18 protein-coding genes are annotated in these 15,630 nt (G+C 63.7%); 14 read left to right on the forward strand and 4 right to left on the reverse strand.

What is annotated here, in order from left to right; genetic code table 11:
- Window positions 1-196, forward strand: a 196-nt coding sequence (locus AWB68_RS49235; protein ID WP_235028176.1) for a hypothetical protein, incomplete at its 5' end; no start/stop codon positions are given.
- A gap of 158 nt (window positions 197-354) precedes the next feature.
- Here AWB68_RS49235 and AWB68_RS02650 read toward each other — a convergent pair.
- Window positions 355-1,131, reverse strand: coding sequence for an enoyl-CoA hydratase (locus tag AWB68_RS02650; RefSeq protein WP_087642811.1), 777 nt, complete (start codon window positions 1,129-1,131; stop codon window positions 355-357).
- Window positions 1,132-1,272: 141 nt separating this feature from the next.
- On the opposite strand from AWB68_RS02650, the gene paaN reads away from it, so the two are divergent.
- The 4 genes from paaN to paaK all read left to right on the forward strand — a co-directional run bounded on the left by paaN (window position 1,273) and on the right by paaK (window position 5,728).
- Window positions 1,273-2,982 (forward strand): phenylacetic acid degradation protein PaaN, encoded by a 1,710-nt coding sequence (paaN, locus tag AWB68_RS02655; protein WP_087642812.1) that lies wholly within the window; start codon window positions 1,273-1,275, stop codon window positions 2,980-2,982.
- Between the two features lie 127 nt (window positions 2,983-3,109).
- A complete protein-coding gene (paaG, locus tag AWB68_RS02660) occupies window positions 3,110-3,901 on the forward strand; it encodes a 2-(1,2-epoxy-1,2-dihydrophenyl)acetyl-CoA isomerase PaaG (protein ID WP_087642813.1) in 792 nt (263 codons plus the stop codon).
- A 56-nt stretch (window positions 3,902-3,957) separates the two neighbouring features.
- Window positions 3,958-4,344, forward strand: coding sequence for a hydroxyphenylacetyl-CoA thioesterase PaaI (gene paaI, locus AWB68_RS02665; RefSeq protein WP_235028181.1), 387 nt, complete (start codon window positions 3,958-3,960; stop codon window positions 4,342-4,344).
- 82 nt (window positions 4,345-4,426) lie between these two features.
- Window positions 4,427-5,728, forward strand: a complete 1,302-nt coding sequence (paaK, locus tag AWB68_RS02670) for a phenylacetate--CoA ligase PaaK (RefSeq protein ID WP_087642815.1) — start codon at window positions 4,427-4,429, stop codon at window positions 5,726-5,728.
- A 56-nt stretch (window positions 5,729-5,784) separates the two neighbouring features.
- Here paaK and mltA read toward each other — a convergent pair whose 3' ends face one another.
- Window positions 5,785-6,951 carry a murein transglycosylase A gene (gene mltA / locus AWB68_RS02675; RefSeq protein ID WP_087642816.1) on the reverse strand — a complete coding sequence of 389 codons (1,167 nt, stop codon included), beginning with the start codon at window positions 6,949-6,951 and terminating at the stop codon, window positions 5,785-5,787.
- Between mltA and AWB68_RS49240 the strand changes: the two genes are divergently transcribed.
- Window positions 6,857-7,093 carry a hypothetical protein gene (locus AWB68_RS49240; protein WP_235028186.1) on the forward strand — a complete coding sequence of 79 codons (237 nt, stop codon included), beginning with the start codon at window positions 6,857-6,859 and terminating at the stop codon, window positions 7,091-7,093. The genes mltA and AWB68_RS49240 overlap by 95 nt on opposite strands.
- A 7-nt stretch (window positions 7,094-7,100) precedes the next feature.
- Here the strand turns inward: AWB68_RS49240 and apaG are convergent, their stop codons facing one another.
- Window positions 7,101-7,475 (reverse strand): Co2+/Mg2+ efflux facilitator ApaG/CorD, encoded by a 375-nt coding sequence (apaG, locus tag AWB68_RS02680; RefSeq protein ID WP_087642817.1) that lies wholly within the window; start codon window positions 7,473-7,475, stop codon window positions 7,101-7,103.
- 210 nt (window positions 7,476-7,685) lie between these two features.
- Between apaG and rpe the strand changes: the two genes are divergently transcribed.
- From rpe to AWB68_RS02720, 8 genes are all read left to right on the forward strand, one after another.
- Complete coding sequence (gene rpe, locus AWB68_RS02685; RefSeq protein ID WP_087642818.1) at window positions 7,686-8,375, forward strand: ribulose-phosphate 3-epimerase; 690 nt, start codon at window positions 7,686-7,688, stop codon at window positions 8,373-8,375.
- Window positions 8,372-9,109 carry a phosphoglycolate phosphatase gene (locus AWB68_RS02690; RefSeq protein ID WP_087642819.1) on the forward strand — a complete coding sequence of 246 codons (738 nt, stop codon included), beginning with the start codon at window positions 8,372-8,374 and terminating at the stop codon, window positions 9,107-9,109. Before rpe ends, AWB68_RS02690 begins: the two co-directional genes overlap by 4 nt.
- 399 nt (window positions 9,110-9,508) lie before the next feature.
- Complete coding sequence (gene trpE / locus AWB68_RS02695) at window positions 9,509-11,005, forward strand: anthranilate synthase component I (RefSeq protein WP_087642820.1); 1,497 nt, start codon at window positions 9,509-9,511, stop codon at window positions 11,003-11,005.
- Window positions 11,006-11,017: 12 nt separating this feature from the next.
- A complete protein-coding gene (locus AWB68_RS02700; RefSeq protein WP_087642821.1) occupies window positions 11,018-11,602 on the forward strand; it encodes an aminodeoxychorismate/anthranilate synthase component II in 585 nt (194 codons plus the stop codon).
- Window positions 11,603-11,637: 35 nt separating this feature from the next.
- Window positions 11,638-12,669 (forward strand): anthranilate phosphoribosyltransferase, encoded by a 1,032-nt coding sequence (gene trpD / locus AWB68_RS02705; RefSeq protein ID WP_087642931.1) that lies wholly within the window; start codon window positions 11,638-11,640, stop codon window positions 12,667-12,669.
- A gap of 13 nt (window positions 12,670-12,682) precedes the next feature.
- A complete protein-coding gene (trpC, locus tag AWB68_RS02710; protein ID WP_087642822.1) occupies window positions 12,683-13,468 on the forward strand; it encodes an indole-3-glycerol phosphate synthase TrpC in 786 nt (261 codons plus the stop codon).
- An 18-nt stretch (window positions 13,469-13,486) separates the two neighbouring features.
- Window positions 13,487-14,116, forward strand: a complete 630-nt coding sequence (locus AWB68_RS02715) for a CYTH domain-containing protein (protein WP_087642823.1) — start codon at window positions 13,487-13,489, stop codon at window positions 14,114-14,116.
- Window positions 14,117-14,149: 33 nt separating this feature from the next.
- Window positions 14,150-14,911, forward strand: coding sequence for a uracil-DNA glycosylase (locus AWB68_RS02720; protein WP_087642824.1), 762 nt, complete (start codon window positions 14,150-14,152; stop codon window positions 14,909-14,911).
- 75 nt (window positions 14,912-14,986) lie between these two features.
- Here the strand turns inward: AWB68_RS02720 and AWB68_RS02725 are convergent, their stop codons facing one another.
- Window positions 14,987-15,583, reverse strand: a complete 597-nt coding sequence (locus AWB68_RS02725; RefSeq protein WP_087642825.1) for an FMN-dependent NADH-azoreductase — start codon at window positions 15,581-15,583, stop codon at window positions 14,987-14,989.
- Window positions 15,584-15,630 lie beyond the last annotated feature (47 nt).

Genomic DNA, 15,630 nt, shown 5'->3' on the forward strand with positions numbered 1-15,630 from the left:
GGTCCGAAAACCCCGGTGCGCGTCACCATCAAGCGCCCACACTTATCGGCTGTTAGTTTTTAAAGAACATTCGCAAAACCCGCCTGAACCTGTCAGTCGCCGAAGCACCGGGGCGCTTCCGTTTTGCGTCGCTGCATCAGCAGCAGAGAAACGAGATTATGAACAACGTTTCGCGATTCGTCAACAAGTTTTTTAAGCCACTCAACTTGCCGATTCCGCCAAGAGGCCCGTCCTACAAGGCTTTCCGGCTTACGCGCCCGACTTCTTCCCGCTTCCTTCACCGCTCACCGAGCAGCGAAGGAACGGAATTCTAGTGCCCTCGCAGACGTTCCGCAAGCGCTTTTTGAAGGAAATTTAACGATGCTTGAATACTGGGTTTCGCTTCTCCACGAACGCGGCCATTCCTTCCTTTTGATCTTCGGTCGCGAAGAGCGAGTGGAATAGTCGACGCTCGAAATGAACGCCCTCGGCGAGCGTCGTTTCATAGGCACGATTGACCGCCTCCTTCGCCATCATCACGGCAGGCAACGAGAAACTGGCGATGACCGTTGCGGCGTCGACGGCTTCCTCGAGGAACCGGTCGGCGGGAGCGACGCGCGAGACCAGACCCGCGCGCTCCGCTTCGTCGGCCTTCATGAAACGCGCGGTCAGACACAGGTCCATGGCCTTCGCCTTCGATACCGCGCGTGGCAACCGCTGCGTGCCGCCTGCACCCGGGATAACGCCGAGCTTGATCTCGGGTTGCCCGAACTTGGCGGTATCGGCGGCGATGATGATGTCGCACATCATCGCGAGTTCGCAACCTCCGCCGAGCGCAAAGCCCGCGACCGCAGCAATGATCGGCTTGCGAATCGAACGGATGGCTTCCCAGTTGCGCGTAATGTAGTCACCCTTGTACACGTCCATATAGGTGTAGCCGGCCATCATGCCGATGTCCGCGCCCGCCGCAAACGCCTTCTCGCTGCCGGTCAGGACGATCGCGCCGATGTCGTCGTCCGCGTCGAAGTGCTTCAGCGCGGCGCCGAGTTCGTCCATCAGGGCGTCGTTCAGCGCGTTGAGCGCCTTCGGACGGTTCAAGGTGATAACGCCGACGCGTCCACGCACATCGGTCAAAATATTCTCGTACGCCATCCATTCCTCCTATCAATGTTCACGTTCGGTCTGCCGCGAAATTGCTTCTCGCACGCATCTCAATAATGCTAACATCGCCCAACCGGTCGGTCGGTTAATTAATCGCCCCGCCTTTTCCCACGTTTACCTTTCCTTGCCACCATGACACATCCGCTCTTCACGAAGCACGAAGCGACGCTAGACAAGGCGCTCGCAGCCATTGAAACACGCGGCTACTGGAGCCCGTTCGCCGAAATGCCGAGCCCCAAAGTGTACGGGGAAACAGCCAACGCGGAAGGCGAAGCGGCGTTCAAGCGCCACTTGAACCGCACGTTCGAACTGGACCAGCCGTCGACGGGCGATACCGTCGGCAGCGAGCAGTCTCCGTTCGGCATCGCGCTCGGCATTCGCTATCCGAAGGCCGATCCCGACGCGCTCCTCGCCGCTTCCGCCGCCGCGCAGAAAAGCTGGCGCGCGGCCGGTCCCAAGGCGTGGGTCGGCGTGAGTCTCGAAATTCTGTCCCGCCTGAATCGCGCGAGTTTCGAGATCGGCTACAGCGTGATGCATACGACCGGTCAGGCATTCATGATGTCGTTTCAGGCAGGCGGTCCGCACGCGCAGGACCGCGCTCTGGAAGCCGTCGTCTACGCGTGGGACCAGCTGCGCCGGATTCCCGCTGAAGCGCACTGGGAAAAGCCGCAAGGCAAGAACCCGCCGCTCGCGATGCAAAAGCGCTTCACGGTGGTTCCGCGCGGCACGGGACTTGTCCTCGGCTGCTGCACGTTCCCGACCTGGAACGGCTATCCCGGCCTTTTCGCCGATCTCGCGACGGGCAACGCGGTCATCGTCAAGCCGCATCCGGGCGCAATCCTTCCGCTGGCAATCACCGTGCGCATCGCGCGCGATGTCTTGCGCGAAGCCGGCTTCGATCCGAACGTCGTGACCCTGCTCGCGACCGAGCCGAATGACGGCCCGCTCGTCCAGGAGCTTGCCTTGCGTCCGGAGATCAAGCTGATCGACTTCACCGGCAGTACGCAAAACGGCACCTGGCTCGAGCGCAATGCTCATCAGGCGCAGGTCTATACCGAAAAGGCCGGCGTCAACCAGATCGTGATCGATTCCGTCGACGATCTGAAAGCAGTCGCGCGCAACATCGCGTTTTCGCTCGCGTTGTACTCGGGGCAGATGTGCACCGCGCCGCAGAACATCTACGTGCCGCGTGACGGCATTCGCACGAGCGACGGTCAGCTCGGGTTCGACGAGGTCGCGAAGGCGCTCGCGAGCGCGGTCGAAAAACTCGTCTCCGATCCGGCTCGCGCAGTCGAACTCACCGGCGCGATCCAGAACGACGGCGTGATCCAGCGCATCGACGAAGCGCGCAAGCTCGGCGAAGTGCTGGTCGACAGCCAGACGCTCACGCATCCCGCATTCGCCGACGCCCGCGTACGCTCGCCGCTGGTGCTCAAGCTCGACGCCCGCACGGACTCGACCAAGTTCACGAAGGAATGGTTCGGGCCGATCTCGTTCGTCATCGCGACAGATTCCACGGCGCAATCGCTGGAACTTGCCGGATCGATCGCCGCCGAGCACGGCGCGCTCACGCTTTCCGTCTACAGCACCGATGACGCGATCATCGACGCCGCGCACGAAGCGGCGATCCGCGGCGGCGTGGCGTTGTCGATCAACCTGACGGGCGGTGTGTTCATCAACCAGTCGGCCGCGTTCTCCGACTTTCATGGCACCGGCGCCAACCCGGCCGCGAACGCCGCGCTCGCCGACGCCGCATTCGTCGCGAACCGCTTCCGCGTCGTCCAGAGCAGAGTGCATGTTGCACCGAAGGCCGTGCCTGCGGAAGTCGGCCAAACGGCCTAGGCGTCGGTAGGCTCAATCAGTCGGTTCAAACGGCCTATTCCATCAGGCCGAATGGAAAGCGCCAGACGTCGCGGCTAGTATCGACGTTGGCGCTTGCATGTCAGGTTCGGAGGCTGGAGGAGACACCATGTCCGAAAAATCAGTTCTGTATCACATCGACGGCGACTCGCGAGTCGCGACGCTGACGCTCAACCGGCCGGACAAGCTCAACAGCTTCACCCGCGCGATGCACGGCGAGTTGGCCCACGCGCTCACCGAAATCGAAGCGAGCAACGCCCGCGCGCTCGTCATCACCGGCGCTGGACGCGGCTTTTGCGCCGGCCAGGATCTGGCGGACCTCGACTTCACGCCCGATTCGATGACCGACCTGGGCGACCTGATCGACGAGCATTTCAACCCGCTCGTCCGGCGCCTGCAGGCGATGTCGCTGCCGGTCATCGCCGCGGTCAACGGCACGGCCGCGGGCGCCGGCGCAAACCTGGCGATGGCGTGCGACCTGGTGATCGCGGGTCGCTCGGCAAGCTTCATTCAGGCATTCGTGAAGATCGGCCTGGTCCCGGATTCGGGCGGAACGTGGCTCCTGCCAAGACGCGTGGGCGAAGCACGCGCGCTCGGGCTGGCGCTCACGGGCGAGAAGCTGAGCGCGGAGAAGGCCGAGGCGTGGGGCATCGTCTGGCGAGTCGTCGACGATCACGAATTGCAGCAGGCAGCGGCGCAACTCGCGGCCCAACTCGCGCAGCAGCCGGCCAGCGCGGTGGCCGCAATCAAGCACGCGATCCGCGCAAGCGCGAACAACACGCTCGACCAGCAACTCGATCTCGAACGCGACTGGCAACGCGACCTTGGCGCATCGTACGACTATGCGGAGGGCGTCGCCGCGTTCAAGGAAAAGCGCGCGCCGCGCTTCGAAGGCCTGTGAATCACCGGAGGACACCTGTGACGCCGCAACAACTCGCCGAAGCAACCGCTCATGCAATGTTCGAAGCCGACGCCTGCACCCGTGCGCTCGGCATCGAACTCCTCGAAGTGCGCCCGGGATATGCCCGCTTGCGGATGAACGTGCGCCCCGATTTCCTGAACGGCCACGATATCTGCCACGGCGGGCTCATCTTCACGCTCGCCGATTCGACGTTCGCGTTTGCCTGCAACTCGTACAACATCAGCACGGTCGCGGCCGGCTGTTCCATCGAATTCCTGCGCCCCGTCAAAGGCGGCGACTGCCTGACGGCGGAGGGAATCGAGCAGACGCTAAGCGGCCGCACCGGCATCTACGACATTCGCGTGACCAATCGCGAAGGCGAAACCGTCGCGATGTTTCGCGGCAAGTCCGCACAGATCAAAGGCACGGTGATTCCCGGCTGATTCCGTTTGATTGAACGCGTCGACATCGACGGACGCCAACGCAGAGCTTCCGTGACACATACAGACATGAAGGAGACATTCGATGACCACCCCGCTGTCGCTCGAGCCGATTGAAAAGGCGAGCCGCGACGAACTCATGGCGCTGCAACTCGAGCGCCTGAAATGGTCGCTCAACCATGCTTACCAGAACTCGCCCGTGTACCGGCGCAAGTTCGACGAGGCCGGCGTGCATCCGGACGACGTGAAATCGCTCGCCGATCTCGCGCGGTTCCCGTTCACGACCAAGCAAGACCTGCGCGACAACTATCCGTTCGGCATGTTCGCGGTGCCGCAGGAGCAGGTTTCGCGCATTCACGCGTCGTCGGGGACGACGGGCAAGCCGACTGTCGTCGGCTATACGGCGAAGGACATCGACACCTGGGCGAATCTCGTCGCCCGTTCGATCCGCGCGGCGGGCGCCCGGCGCGGCGACAAGGTGCATATCAGCTACGGCTACGGCCTCTTCACCGGCGGCCTCGGCGCGCACTATGGCGCGGAGCGGGCCGGCCTGACCGTGATTCCGTTCGGCGGCGGACAAACTGAAAAGCAGGTCCAGTTGATCCAGGATTTCCGGCCGGACATCATCATGGTCACGCCGAGCTACATGCTGTCGATCGCTGACGAAATGGAGCGCCAGGGCATCGACCCGGCGAGTTCGTCGCTGCGTATCGGCATCTTCGGCGCGGAGCCGTGGACGAATGACATGCGCTCGGCGATCGAAAAGCGCATGGGCATCGACGCCGTCGACATCTATGGGCTGTCCGAGGTGATCGGCCCGGGCGTCGCATCGGAATGCGCGGAAACGAAGGACGGCCCGACGGTCTGGGAAGACCACTTCTATCCGGAAATCATCGATCCGGTGACGGGCGAACTCCTGCCGGACGGGGAACTCGGCGAGCTGGTATTCACGTCGCTGACCAAGGAAGCGCTGCCGATCATCCGCTATCGCACGCGCGATCTCACGCGGCTCTTGCCCGGCACGGCGCGCACGATGCGACGAATGGAAAAGATCACCGGCCGCTCGGACGACATGATGATCATTCGCGGCGTCAACGTGTTTCCGACGCAGATCGAGGAACTGCTGCTGAAACGCCACGTGCTCGCGCCGCATTATCAGATCGTGTTGACGAAGGAAGGGCCGCTCGACGTGATGACGCTGAATGTCGAGCCGTGTCCGGAATCGGCGCCCGATCTGGCCGCGCTCGAAAGCGCGAAAGGTGCGCTCGCCTATGACATCAAGGCGCTGATCGGCGTAAGCGCGGTGGTGAACGTGCTGGCTGTGAACGGGATCGAGCGGTCGGTGGGGAAGGCGCGGCGGGTGGTGGACCGCAGGAATCTCGCATGAACTGCAGCGGCCGGTCACGCGCGGTTTTCCAAAACCGCGCGTGACCGCATTACGCATTACGAATTGGGCAGCAAAAGCCACATCCGGCCGCCCTGCTTCATGCGGCCCGCGAGGTCTCCGGCGTCATCGCCGAGGCCCCAGAAATAATCGGCGCGCACGCCGCCCTTGATCGCGCTTCCCGTGTCCTGTGCGAACACCAGACGGTTCATCGGCGAATTGCTCAACGGGCGGGTCGTTTGCAGGAACACTGGCGTGCCGAGCGGAATCGCCGAAGGGTCGACCGCGATCGAACGTTCGGGCGTTAGCGGTACGCCAAGCGCGCCGACGGGTCCGTCGCCCAGGTCGTTCGCGAACACGTCGTTCGATGGCGTCTCGCGGAAGAACACGAAACGCGGATTCACGTCGAGCAATGCATCGACGCGCGTCGGATTCGCCTTGGCCCACGCCTTGATGCCCTGCATCGTCGCCTGCGCCGGCGTCAGTTCGCGGCGATCGAGCAATTCGCGGCCGATCGACTTGTACGGCTGGTTGTTCGTCCCGCCGAAACCGACCCGCATCACGCTGCCATCTTCCATCACGACGCGACCCGATCCCTGCACCTGCAGGAAAAACGCCTCGATCGGATCGTCGACCCAGACGAGTTCGTTGCCGTTGAGAACGCCCGAACTTTCCAGCTGCGCGCGCGGCGGTAGCGCCGAACCCTGCTTGTAGCGGTACGGCCATCGATACAGCGCGTATTGATACGGCCCGTGACGCGTGCGCGCGCCGCGCAGCAGCGGCTCGTAGTAGCCGGTCACGAGGCCATCGAGCGTGCCGTCGGTATTGGCGAGCTGGAACGGCGTGAAATAGGTTTCGAAGAAATCGCGGGCTGCGGCCATGTCGAGATCGTCGAGACGCTGGGCCGCCGCGCACGCCTTGCGCCACGTCGCCTGCTGTGCGACGCGGCTGCAATTCTGCCGCAGCGCGGCCGTCGCGCCGATCAGCGAGTCATCCTGCCAGCCAGGCACCTGCTGCCAGCTCACCGCCGTCAGGCGCGTCGCGGCGCGCTGCCCGGTGACGATCGGCGCACCTTTGGACGACGCCCCGCTTCCCGCGTTGTACGCCCCGCCTCCGCCACAGGACGCGAGCATGACCGCTGTTGCAATCGAAATCGCCCACGCCGCCACTCCTGCGGCCGGCCGCATGAAACGCATACAATGTTCGTTCTTGATGAGAACCGCCATGTCTGATCTGTTCGACGAATATCCAATGCTGATTTTCGCGCTCGAGTCGCTCGCAGCGCTGTTCCTGCTGGTCTTTATCGTCGCGTGGACGGCGTCGGGCAAGAAGAAAAACCGCGCCAACGACTCGGCAAAAGGCCGCTGACGCCCGCTCAATGCAGCGTGCGCGGCATGTGCAGCGCGAATTCCGCGACCGGCGCCTCGAAGCGCTCGCCGTCTTCCGCCACGCAGAAATACTCGCCGCGCATCGTGCCGACGGGCGTCGCGATCACGGCCCAGCTCGTGTACTCGAACTGCTCGCCGGGCGGCAGGAGCGGCTGGTGCCCGACTACGCCCAGGCCCTTCACTTCCTGCACGTGCTGATCGCTGTCTGTGATGATCCAGTGGCGCGCGATCAGTTGCGCCGTCACCTCGCCGGTATTGCGGATCGTGAGCGTGTAGGCGAACGCGTACTGGCGGCTGTCCGGGTCGGACTGTTCGGGCAGGTAGCGCGTCTGCACCGATACGCTGAATTCATACTGGCTCATCGTTTTTCCAATTCAACAATTCAATGCGGGCGCCTGACACGAGCCTGCAAACACAACTCGCGCCCCTTGGTGACGCATTCTGCTTGATGCAGCCGGTGGCCGCAACACGGAACGTCCGCTCATCTGGCCGCTCGATTAGCCATTCGGCTGACCGCCCGATGCGCCGCAGCGCGGTAAAATAGCGCCTTTCGCATGCTACCGGCCCACGCCATGACGCAATTTCGCATCGCTCCCAGCATCCTGTCCGCCGACTTCTCCAGGCTCGGCGAGGAAGTCCGCAACGTCGTCGCGGCAGGCGCCGACTGGATCCACTTCGACGTGATGGACAACCATTACGTGCCGAACCTGACCATCGGACCGGTGGTGTGCGAGGCGATCCGCCCGCACGTCGATGTGCCGATCGACGTGCACCTGATGGTGCGCCCGGTCGACCGGATCGTTCCGGACTTCGCGAAAGCCGGCGCCAATGGGATCAGCTTTCACCCGGAAGGTTCGGATCACATCGACCGCACGCTGTCGTTGATCCGCGACCACGGCTGCAAGGCCGGGCTCGTGTTCAACCCGGCCACGCCGCTCAACTATCTCGATCACGTCATGGATCGCGTCGACCTGGTGTTGATCATGTCGGTGAATCCGGGCTTCGGCGGGCAGTCGTTCATTCCCGAGGCGCTCAACAAGCTGCGCGAAGCACGCTCGCGCATCGACGCTTACCGTGAGCGCACTGGCCGCGAGATTCATCTTGAAGTCGACGGCGGCGTGAAGGTGGACAACATCGCGGAAATCGCGGCGGCCGGCGCGGATACGTTCGTGGCGGGCTCGGCGATTTTCGGCAAGGGCGACTATCGCAAGGTCATCGACGAAATGCGGGCTGAACTCGCGAAAGCCGGAGCGCAGAAATGAGCGAAATCGCCGCGGCCAAGCCCGCCTTCACCAACAAGCCGATTCGCGCCGCCATCATCGATCTCGACGGCACGATGGTCGACACCGCCGACGACTTCGTCGCGGCCCTGAACGCCATGCTCGCGCGCATCGGCGCGAAGCCGACCGTGCGCGACGAAGTGATCGGCTACGTCGGCAAGGGTTCGGAGAATCTGATCCGCAGCGTGCTCGCCGTGCGCTTCTCGCCGTCGCAGGCCGCCGCGCAGTTCGACGACGCGCTCGCCATCTACCAGAGCGAATACGCGAAGATCAACGGCCGCCACTCGACGCTCTTCCCGCAGGTGAAGGAAGGGCTCGAAGCCATGCGCGAACTCGGCATCGCGCTCGCGTGCGTGACCAACAAGCCGCATCGGTTCGCGGTCGAATTGCTGACCCACTTTGGCCTCGTCGGCTACTTCAAGGTGGTGCTCGGCGGCGATTCGCTCGCGCAAAAGAAGCCCGATCCGCTGCCGATGCTGACCGCGTGCGAGCGGCTCGACGTGCTTCCGCGCGAAACCGTTGCCGTCGGCGACTCGGAGAACGACGCGCTCGCCGGCCGCGCCGCCGGCATGGCGACGCTTACCGTGCCTTACGGCTACAACCACGGCAAGGCTGTGCAAACGGTAAAATCCGATGGTATAGTTTCCTCGCTGCATGCCGCAGCACAGGCGATAGCCGCAACGCTGGCGCCGCCCACACCTACACCGACTGAATAGTCCATCCTCATGTTTCTGAACAAAAAACGGAGTCTGAGCAGCATCGACCGGGGAGCCTGGCCCTGGCGTCGCTGGTCGCGCTAACCTCGCCTGAGGTACGCTGAAGCTTCCACTTCAGCATCCGTTTTTTGTTTCGCTGCGCATCCCGCGCGCCGATCCCGCTGATTTGCCTGACCATCGAGCTTTGCCCGATGGCTACTTGAGTCGCATCATTCGCCATGTCGGGCGTTTGTGTGGCGCCGCGCGTCGTCCGAATGACGCATCGCGCCCGCAACGCGACAGCCGATGCATGCGTCCTACGCGAGATTGCCGACGCGCGGAAAAAACCTCCCGCAGCGCCCAGTTTGTGCCCGATGCCGCGTATAAATCGAAAACGCGCGACACGTAAAGGATCGAAACATGACCGAACTCGAATTCCAATCGCTGGCGAACGAAGGCTTCAATCGCATTCCGCTCATCGCCGAAGCGCTCGCCGACCTTGAAACGCCGCTCTCGCTCTATCTGAAACTCGCGCAGGCCGAACGCAACGGCGCGAACTCGTTCCTGCTGGAATCGGTGGTCGGCGGGGAGCGCTTCGGGCGCTACTCGTTCATCGGACTGCCGGCGCGCACGATGGTCCGCGCGCAGAACGGCGTGACCGAAGTCGTCCGCGACGGCAAGGTGACCGAGACGGACGAAGGCGATCCGCTCGCGTTCATCGAGCAATTCCAGAAGCGCTTCAAAGTGGCGCAACGTCCCGGCTTGCCGCGTTTTTGCGGCGGCCTCGCCGGCTATTTCGGCTATGACGCGGTGCGCTACATCGAGAAGAAGCTCGCCCACACCGCGCCGCCCGACGATCTCGGCCTGCCCGACATCCAGTTGCTGCTGACCGAGGAAGTCGCGGTCATCGATAACCTCGCCGGCAAGCTTTATCTGATCGTCTACGCCGATCCGTCCGCGCCCGAGGCCTACACGAAAGCAAAGCAGCGCCTGCGGGATTTGCGCTCGCGCCTGCGCGCAACGGTTCAGCCGCCGGTGACGTCGCCGAGCGTGCGCACCGAGACGTTTCGCGAGTTCAAGAAAGAGGACTACCTGAACGCCGTGCGCAAGGCCAAGGAATACATCGCGGCCGGCGAACTGATGCAGGTGCAAGTCGGGCAGCGCCTCATCAAGCCGTTCCGCGACAATCCGCTTTCGCTGTATCGTGCGCTGCGCTCGCTGAACCCGTCGCCCTATATGTATTACTACAACTTCGGCGGCGAGTTTCACGTCGTCGGGGCGTCGCCGGAGATCCTCGTGCGCCAGGAACAGCGCGCCGACGATCACATCGTGACGATTCGGCCGCTCGCCGGCACGCGTCCGCGCGGCAACACACCCGAGCGCGACGCCGAACTCGCCACCGAACTGCTGAACGACCCGAAGGAAATCGCCGAGCATGTGATGCTGATCGACCTCGCGCGCAACGACGTCGGGCGCATCGCGCAGACGGGTTCGGTCCTGGTGACGGACAAGATGACGATCGAGAAGTACTCACACGTTCAGCACATCGTCAGTTCGGTGGAGGGCAAACTGAAGCCCGGCATGACCAACTACGACGTGTTGCGCGCGACTTTCCCCGCCGGCACGTTGTCGGGCGCGCCGAAAGTGCGGGCGATGGAACTGATCGACGAGCTGGAGCCCGTGAAGCGCGGCCTGTACGGCGGTGCTGTCGGTTATCTGTCGTTCACGGGCGAAATGGATCTTGCGATCGCGATCCGCACTGGCCTGATCCACAAGGGCAACCTGTATGTGCAGGCGGCGGCTGGCATCGTCGCGGATTCGGTGCCCGAATCCGAATGGCAAGAGACCGAGAACAAGGCGCGCGCCGTGCTGCGCGCCGCCGAGCAAGTGCAAGACGGCCTCGATAGCGACTTCTGACGGAGACAGACCATGCTGCTGATGATCGACAACTACGACTCGTTCACCTATAACCTGGTCCAGTACTTCGGCGAACTCGGCGAAGACGTGCAGACCTACCGCAACGACGAAATCACCCTCGACGGCATTGCGAAGCTGAACCCCGAGCGCATCTGCCTGTCGCCGGGGCCGAGCAACCCGCAGCACGCGGGCATCACGCTCGACGTGCTGCGCGAATTCTCCGGCAAGCTGCCGATTCTCGGCGTCTGCCTCGGCCATCAGGCGATCGGCGAAGCGTTCGGCGGGCGCGTCGTGCGCGCGCAAACCATCATGCACGGCAAGGTGAGCGAAATCGAAACCGACTGCAAGGGCGTGTTCGCCGACCTGCCGAAGCACTTCAAGGTGACGCGCTACCACTCGCTCGCGATCGAGCGCGAATCGCTGCCGGATTGCCTGGAAGTATCGGCGTGGACGCCCGACGGCGAAATCATGGGCGTGCGCCACAAGGAACTGGCCGTCGAGGGCGTGCAGTTCCATCCCGAATCGATTTTGTCCGAGCACGGCCACGCGTTGCTCGAGAACTTCGTGAAAAGCCCGGCGCAAGGCAAGCGCGCGTGAACAGCCAATCGAACAAGACGAGGGGCGAGTCCGACATGACCATTACTCCGCAGGAAGCGCTGCAACGCACGATCGAGCATCGCGAGATTTTCCACGACGAGATGCTGCATCTGATGCGCATGATCATGCGCGGCGAGATGTCGCCCGTCATGGCCGCCGCGATCATTACCGGCTTGCGCGTGAAGAAGGAAACCATCGGCGAGATCGCGGCGGCCGCGACGGTGATGCGCGAATTCGCGAATCATGTGGAAGTCGAGGACAACTCGAATTTCGTCGATATCGTCGGCACGGGCGGCGACGGCTCGCACACCTTCAACATCTCCACCGCGACGATGTTCGTCGCCGCCGCGGCGGGCGCCAAGGTCGCGAAGCACGGCAATCGCGGCGTGTCGAGCAAGTCGGGCAGCGCGGACGTGCTGGAAGCGCTCGGCGTGAACATCGATCTGACGCCGGAACAAGTGGCGGCGTCGATTGCCGAAACGGGCATGGGCTTCATGTTCGCGCCAAACCACCATCCGGCGATGAAGAACATCGCGCCGGTGCGCCGGGAACTCGGCGTGCGGACGATCTTCAACATCCTCGGCCCGCTCACCAATCCGGCGGGCGCGCCGAACCAGTTGCAGGGCGTGTTCCACGAGGACCTGGTCGGCATTCAGGTGCGCGTGATGCAGCGCCTCGGCGCGAAGCATGTGCTGGTTGTCTACGGCAAGGACGGCATGGACGAAGTGTCGCTGGGCGCCGCGACGAAAGTCGGCGAATTGCGGCACGGCGAGGTGCACGAGTACGAGATTCATCCGGAGGATTTCGGCTTGCAGATGGTGTCGAACCGGACGCTGAAGGTGGAAGACGCGCAGGAATCGAAGACGATGCTGCTCGGCGCACTGAACAACAAGCAGGGCGTGGCGCGCGAGATCGTCACGCTGAACGCGGGCACGGCGCTGTATGCGGCGGACCTCGTCGAATCGATCGCGGACGGCATGCAGGTTGCGCGCGAGGCGATCGCGAGCGGCGCCGCGCGCGAGAAAGTCGATGAACTCGTGCGCTTCACGCAGCAATTCAGGAAATAACAGGATTCAGACCATGAGCGACATTCTCGACCGCATCATCGCGGTCAAACGCGAAGAAATTCGCGCCGCCGAGCAAAGCGCGCCGCTCGAGGAACTGCGCCTCGAAGCGAGCACGCGCGACCATCGCGATTTCGTCGGCGCGTTGCGCGCGAAGCACGCGGAGGGGAAGCCCGCGATCATCGCGGAAGTGAAGAAGGCGAGCCCGTCGAAGGGCGTGTTGCGCGAGCACTTCGTCCCGGCCGATATCGCGCGCTCGTATGAGAAAGGCGGCGCCGCGTGTCTTTCCGTGCTGACCGACGTGCAGTTCTTCCAGGGCAGCGTCGCGTATCTCGAGGAAGCGCGCGCCGCGTGCAGCCTGCCGGTGCTGCGCAAGGATTTCATCATCGATCCGTACCAGATTCTCGAAGCCCGCGCGATGGGCGCCGACTGCATCCTGCTGATCGCCGCGGCGCTGGAGTTGTCGCAGATGCAGGATCTCGAAGCCTACGCGCATTCGCTCGGGCTGGCGGTGCTCGTCGAAGTGCACGACAACGAGGAATTGCACCAGTCGCTCACGCTGAAGACACCGCTCATCGGCGTCAACAATCGCAATCTGCGCACCTTCGAGACGTCGATCGAAACGACCATCGGCATGCTCGAAGCGATTCCCGACGACCGCATCGTCGTGACGGAGTCGGGCATCATGTGCCGCGTCGACGTCGACCGGCTGCGCGCGATGGACGTGCACACGTTCCTCGTCGGCGAGGCGTTCATGCGCGCCGACGACCCGGGCGTGGAACTCGCCCGCATGTTCTTCTAACGGTTCCGGACGGTCATTTTGAGTATCGAACGCGAGATCAAGCTGGCGCTGCCGGCCACGCAACACGACGACGTCGCGCGCTTCTTCACCCAGCGCACCGGCCGCGACGGCACGACGATCGCGCTGGCGAACGTCTATTTCGACACGCCCGACTTGCAGCTCGCGAAGGCAAAAAGCGCGCTGCGCCTGCGCCGCACGCCGGACCAGTGGCTCCAGACGTACAAGACGGTCGGGCAATCGACGGCCGGCTTGCACAGCCGGTTCGAGTGGGAAATGCCGGTAGCGGGCGACAAGCTCGACATCGACGCGATGCTCACGGCCTGCGGCGACGAAGACGCGCGCCGTGCGCTTAAAAATGCGGCGGCGGACCTGATCGCCCTGTTTCGCACGGATTTCGCGCGCGTCTTCTGGAACATCGAGCACGACGGCGCAAAGATCGAGGCGGCGCTCGATCTCGGCGAAGTGAGCGCGGAGGTCGATGGAGACAAGCGGAAGGCGACGATCAGCGAAGTCGAGCTCGAATTGAAATCGGGGGACGAAAGCGCCCTCTCGACGCTTTCCGCCGAACTGCGCGGCGCGTTTCCCGATCTTGAACCGGACGACATCAGCAAGGCCCAGCGCGGCTATCGCCTGCGCGCGGCGCAATAGGACAACCCAGAACGACTCGATGGGCACGATCAGATGAACCAGGCGTCTCTCTTCGACGTACCGCAAACCACTGCGACGCTGGAAAGCCAGTTCGACGCGTTGCCGCCGGACTGGCGCAGGCACTTGAAGCCGTTCATCGAAAGCGGGCATTACGAGGCGCTGTGCGCTTTCGTCGATGCGGAGCGGGCGGCCGGCAAGACCGTTTATCCCGCCGACGTGTTCCGCGCGCTGCGCCTGACGAGCCCCGACGACGTGAAGGTCGTGATTCTCGGCCAGGACCCGTATCACGGCGAGGATCGGGGCGCACCGCAGGCGCATGGACTGGCGTTTTCGGTACCGTCGCCGGTGCGGCCGCCGCCGTCGCTGCGCAATATCTTCAAGGAAATCAACGCGAGCCTCGGATTCGAAGCGCCGAAGCATGGCTGCCTCGATTCGTGGGCGAAACAAGGCGTGCTGCTCTTGAACACGTCGCTGACGGTCGAGCGCGACAAGGCCGGCAGCCACGCGAAGCGCGGCTGGGAGCAATGCACCGACACGCTGATCCACCAACTCGCGACGCGCCACGACGGCCTCGTCTTCATGCTGTGGGGCGCGCACGCGCAGGCAAAGCGCGCGCTGATCGCCGACGCGGGCAAGTCCCACTACGTGCTCGAAGCGCCGCATCCGTCGCCGTTGTCGGCGCATCGCGGGTTTCTCGGCTGCGGGCATTTCGCGCTGGCGAACGCGTATCTGGAAAATCACGGCCGAAAGCCGATCGACTGGCGTTTGCCCGGCGATCCGCAATTGCTCGCCTGACGTAAAAAGTAAAAAAGCCCGCCGAGGTCCGAAGACCCGGCGGGCTTTTTTCAAACTGAGGCGGTTGCCTGCGATTTAAACCGCGGCGATCGCTTCACGAGCGGCGGCCAGTGCGGCGCCTGCCACGTCCGGGCCCATGTTCAGGCCTTCGGCGTAGATGAAGTTCACGTCGGTCATGCCGAGGAAGCCGAGGAACGACGTCAGGTACGGCGTCTGCGAATCGTGCGGCGTGCCTTGGTACTTGCCACCACGCGCCGTCACGACGAACACCTTCTTGCCCTTGACCAGGCCTTCCGGACCGTTCGCGGTGTACTGGAACGTGATTCCGGCGCGCGCGATCCAGTCGAAGTACGTCTTCAATTGCGACGAGATGCCGAAGTTGTACATCGGCGCGGCGATCACGACGACGTCGGCGGCTTGCAGTTCGGCGATCAGCGCTTCGCTCTTCGTATTGACCGCGGCTTGTACGGCGGTGCGCTGTTCGGCGGGCGTGAAGAAGGCGCCGAGCGTGGCGTCGTCGAGGTGCGGCAGGTTGTCGGCGAGCAGGTTGCGCACTACCGTCTTCGCGCCCGGATTCGCTTGTTGCAGCTTGGCGGTGAGTTCGTCGGCGAGCAGCGTCGATTGGGCGCCTTGCGAGCGGGCAGCGGAATTGATTTGCAGAATGGTCGTCATGATGGCTCCTGTTCCTTCGTTTGGGTTTCGGGCGCCGTTAGCGCTCG

Source organism: Caballeronia choica (assembly GCF_001544535.1).
Taxonomy (GTDB): Bacteria; Pseudomonadota; Gammaproteobacteria; order Burkholderiales; family Burkholderiaceae; genus Caballeronia; species Caballeronia choica.

What these genes read in the sequence shown, in the direction of transcription:
- AWB68_RS02650 (WP_087642811.1), bottom strand. Translation starts at nt 1,131, where the DNA reads ATGGCGTACGAGAATATTTTGACCGATGTGCGTGGACGCGTCGGCGTT.
- paaN (WP_087642812.1), top strand. Translation starts at nt 1,273, where the DNA reads ATGACACATCCGCTCTTCACGAAGCACGAAGCGACGCTAGACAAGGCG.
- paaG (WP_087642813.1), top strand. Translation starts at nt 3,110, where the DNA reads ATGTCCGAAAAATCAGTTCTGTATCACATCGACGGCGACTCGCGAGTC.
- paaI (WP_235028181.1), top strand. Translation starts at nt 3,958, where the DNA reads ATGTTCGAAGCCGACGCCTGCACCCGTGCGCTCGGCATCGAACTCCTC.
- paaK (WP_087642815.1), top strand. Translation starts at nt 4,427, where the DNA reads ATGACCACCCCGCTGTCGCTCGAGCCGATTGAAAAGGCGAGCCGCGAC.
- AWB68_RS49240 (WP_235028186.1), top strand. Translation starts at nt 6,857, where the DNA reads ATGACCGCTGTTGCAATCGAAATCGCCCACGCCGCCACTCCTGCGGCC.
- mltA (WP_087642816.1), bottom strand. Translation starts at nt 6,951, where the DNA reads ATGGCGGTTCTCATCAAGAACGAACATTGTATGCGTTTCATGCGGCCG.
- apaG (WP_087642817.1), bottom strand. Translation starts at nt 7,475, where the DNA reads ATGAGCCAGTATGAATTCAGCGTATCGGTGCAGACGCGCTACCTGCCC.
- rpe (WP_087642818.1), top strand. Translation starts at nt 7,686, where the DNA reads ATGACGCAATTTCGCATCGCTCCCAGCATCCTGTCCGCCGACTTCTCC.
- AWB68_RS02690 (WP_087642819.1), top strand. Translation starts at nt 8,372, where the DNA reads ATGAGCGAAATCGCCGCGGCCAAGCCCGCCTTCACCAACAAGCCGATT.
- trpE (WP_087642820.1), top strand. Translation starts at nt 9,509, where the DNA reads ATGACCGAACTCGAATTCCAATCGCTGGCGAACGAAGGCTTCAATCGC.
- AWB68_RS02700 (WP_087642821.1), top strand. Translation starts at nt 11,018, where the DNA reads ATGCTGCTGATGATCGACAACTACGACTCGTTCACCTATAACCTGGTC.
- trpD (WP_087642931.1), top strand. Translation starts at nt 11,638, where the DNA reads ATGACCATTACTCCGCAGGAAGCGCTGCAACGCACGATCGAGCATCGC.
- trpC (WP_087642822.1), top strand. Translation starts at nt 12,683, where the DNA reads ATGAGCGACATTCTCGACCGCATCATCGCGGTCAAACGCGAAGAAATT.
- AWB68_RS02720 (WP_087642824.1), top strand. Translation starts at nt 14,150, where the DNA reads ATGAACCAGGCGTCTCTCTTCGACGTACCGCAAACCACTGCGACGCTG.
- AWB68_RS02725 (WP_087642825.1), bottom strand. Translation starts at nt 15,583, where the DNA reads ATGACGACCATTCTGCAAATCAATTCCGCTGCCCGCTCGCAAGGCGCC.